Raw genomic sequence first — 2,837 nt, 5'->3', positions numbered from 1 at the left:
GGCTACCAAATGCCAGCAGAGCACAGTGAGCTTGAGAGCCACGGCCACCGCGGCAATCTGATGGCCGCGCCGGGCGCGGATGCGCACGAAAAAGACGTGCAGTGGTGGACCGGGCCGCCTTGGCCGCTGCCCACGCCGCCTCGACCGGCATGGCGCGCATGACTGCGGCCGATCTTGCTGATGTGGCCGTGATGGGCAGCTCCCAGTTCGGACTGCCGCACCCGCGGGTTAGCTCACCAGCTTCTGCGGGCTGTTGAATTCGGATGATGTCGCCGATCGCCGCCACGATGCCGGCGGCGACCGCCAAAGTTGACGCCGGTGATCGTCAACAATCTGTTGACCGCGGGATCGTCGATGCGTCCTGCGCGATCTTGCGGTCGAGCAGGGCCAGGTCTTCCGCCAGCCGGTCAAGCTCACGGACGTGCCGATCGATGGCCGCGCGCTCAGCGTCCGGCTACTGTTGAGCGGCCAACCTCGGCCGCGGCCTTTGAAAAGATCGGCATGCGGGCACTTCGGGATCAGATGCGCGTGCAGGATCGAATGCACCTCGCTCTTGAGCCGCGTGCGATGCGCACCGCCTGGTAGCGCCGCGCCACAAGCCGACGCTTGCGTTGGCGTGAGCCTGGGCAATCGCCTTCACCAGCAGCGGTTGGCGATAATCAACCCGTGCCACGAACGGCGCCAGATTCGCGACACCGCCATGCTGTTGGCGGTCGCTTCGACCACCACCTCATCACTGGCCAGCAGGGTCTTGCCAAATCCCTCCAGCGCAGTCCGCGTCATATCAATGCGGCCCGCATGTCGGAGCCTTCGTCCTCCCAAAACACCACTTCCCCGAAAGTTCGGTGGATGCCGATGCCAATCACCCGTCGCATTCGCACCTCCTGCCAGACATATGACGGGAGCTGCGGGCGACACGCAACTACGGATTCGCGCTCCCAGCGCAACCGGGCGAGTCGCAGAGGCGGCCAGCTACTAAGTAGAGCTCTTGGCTCATCGTGTGTATCGGCCTGTCCGCACGTCGTGCTTCCGGTGCCTCTGTGCCGATGGTCGCACCATACGCCACGATGTAGAACACCGCAGCCGAAGTTGGCACCTAGAACTCTCATATCGGTTACCAATCCGATCGAGCGCCTCAACGGCGAGATCAAGCGGCGGACCGACGTCGTCGGCATCTTCCCCAATGAGGACGCCATCGTTCGCCTGGTCGGCGCTATCCTGCTCGAACAGAATGATGAGTGGGCGGTCCAGCGCGCCCGCTGTATGACACTGAAAACCATCGCGCCGTTGAGCGATGATCCCATCGTCGGTCTGCCCGCTGTGGCAGGCTGATGCCTTCCGACGCCGGAAAGTTGGCGGTGACCGGCCGTCAGTTACACCACGCTACGGGGCACGATCGAAAAGGCCCCCGGCGGGCATGCCGGAGGCCTTCTTGGAGGTTAAACTTAGATGAATAGAACCGCTTCGTATCTCCTTCCGCTGGTTTGATGGGGAATCAGAAATTGCGCTGAGCTCGGATCAGCAACGTGAGGCTGTTTTGGTCCTTCAGCTCATACGCAGCGCCCGGCTTGGCAATAGATGCCTGCGCCGGCAAGGCCACCGTGCTTCCGCTCGCGTGCTTCTGGTCGAGCATCGTGTACGCAAGTTCGGCCGTGAAGGCCAGGTTCTTGACCGGGGTCCAAAGCGTCCTCGTGCCAATGACCGCGTAGTTGAAGTCGGGGTTACAGCCTGCAAGACCGCTCGAGAGCGCGAGGGTTGCGAAGTAAGCGCCGCAGATGTACCCCTTCGCCGTGCTGTTGTATCGCACGGCAGACCACGCGCCGAAGACGCTTGAGGCCCAGTACGGATCCCAGTTGTGGGTGTAGCCACCCCGGAAGCCGTAGGTCGTAGTTAGCTGCTGACTGGAGCCAGTCACGAATACCGCGTCAGATACGCCAGCAAGGGCGACGCTCTGGTAAGCACCTGCAACGCCTGTGCTTCCGTACATCGCGAAGCTGGGTGCAGCCGTATAATCGTGAAAGTTGTAACGGCTGGCACCGTTCGTATACACAGCTGACATGTTGATCGTATCACCCGGACCAGTCGGGATGTTTTTGATCGACAATGCCAGCTGACCAGCCCAGCCCCATTTATCATCGGGGTGGCCGGTGAGCTCAGACGCGCCATAGTAGGCAGCATGATTATTATGCCCGGCGACGGAGGCCTTGAAGTAACCCCAAGCCTGGTCAACAGTGACGGACGCAACGAGGTCTGGAGCTCGCGCTCCACCGAAGTCGTTGGCCCCGTATGCACCGACGGCGAGACCTGCAGCCGTCGCGGCGCTCACGTTCCAGATCGCCAGTTGGTTATGGGCGACTTGATCCTCGGCGGATAATGAGGCCGAGACACCTTGGCCGAATTCAAAGGTATAGGCGAACTGGTTCACCGGGTCCCAGCCTCCTCCGCCTGGCAGTTCATAGTTGTTCGCCGGATACTGGGCCCAAGGGGTGCTGAACTGCGAACCCGCCTTACCGAAGGTGAAGCCGGCGAACTGGAGGAAGGCGTTGTAGAGACCGGGAGTACCAGTCGCGACCTGAGAACCTAATGATGTCGTATAGGCCGTCCCGCCAGCGCCGGTACCGCTATAGGTACCCGTCGTCCAAGTCCAGGCCCCGTCGAAGTAAGTGCGAACCAAGCCGTACTCGGTCGCGGTGCGAGTATCGATCGAGAGGCCCAGACGAGAGCGCGAGCTGTAATAGTCGCTCAGGCGGTTGCGAGCACCACCCACTCCACTGTTTGCCGCGTCAAAATGGTAGCTCGTGCCAAACGTAGTTTCAGCGCGCAGATAGCCACCCAGC

At 61.8% G+C, this 2,837-nt stretch carries 1 protein-coding gene and 2 pseudogenes; 1 reads left to right on the top strand and 2 read right to left on the bottom strand.

The genetic code is table 11. The features are described from left to right. Nucleotides 1–875 (bottom strand): annotated as a pseudogene (locus HCN58_RS37760) (transposase); the annotation flags it as partial. 232 nt (nt 876–1,107) lie between these two features. On the opposite strand from HCN58_RS37760, the pseudogene HCN58_RS35115 reads away from it, so the two are divergent. After that, a pseudogene (locus HCN58_RS35115) lies at nt 1,108–1,332 on the top strand (transposase); the annotation flags it as partial. A 163-nt stretch (nt 1,333–1,495) separates the two neighbouring features. Here HCN58_RS35115 and HCN58_RS35110 read toward each other — a convergent pair. Further along, nucleotides 1,496–2,837: porin (locus HCN58_RS35110; protein ID WP_171583843.1), on the bottom strand; the 1,342-nt coding region annotated here is incomplete at its 5' end.

It is taken from the genome of Bradyrhizobium australiense (assembly GCF_013114825.1).
Taxonomy (GTDB): domain Bacteria; phylum Pseudomonadota; class Alphaproteobacteria; order Rhizobiales; family Xanthobacteraceae; genus Bradyrhizobium; species Bradyrhizobium australiense.
This window is presented reverse-complemented; position numbering and strand designations above follow the sequence as displayed.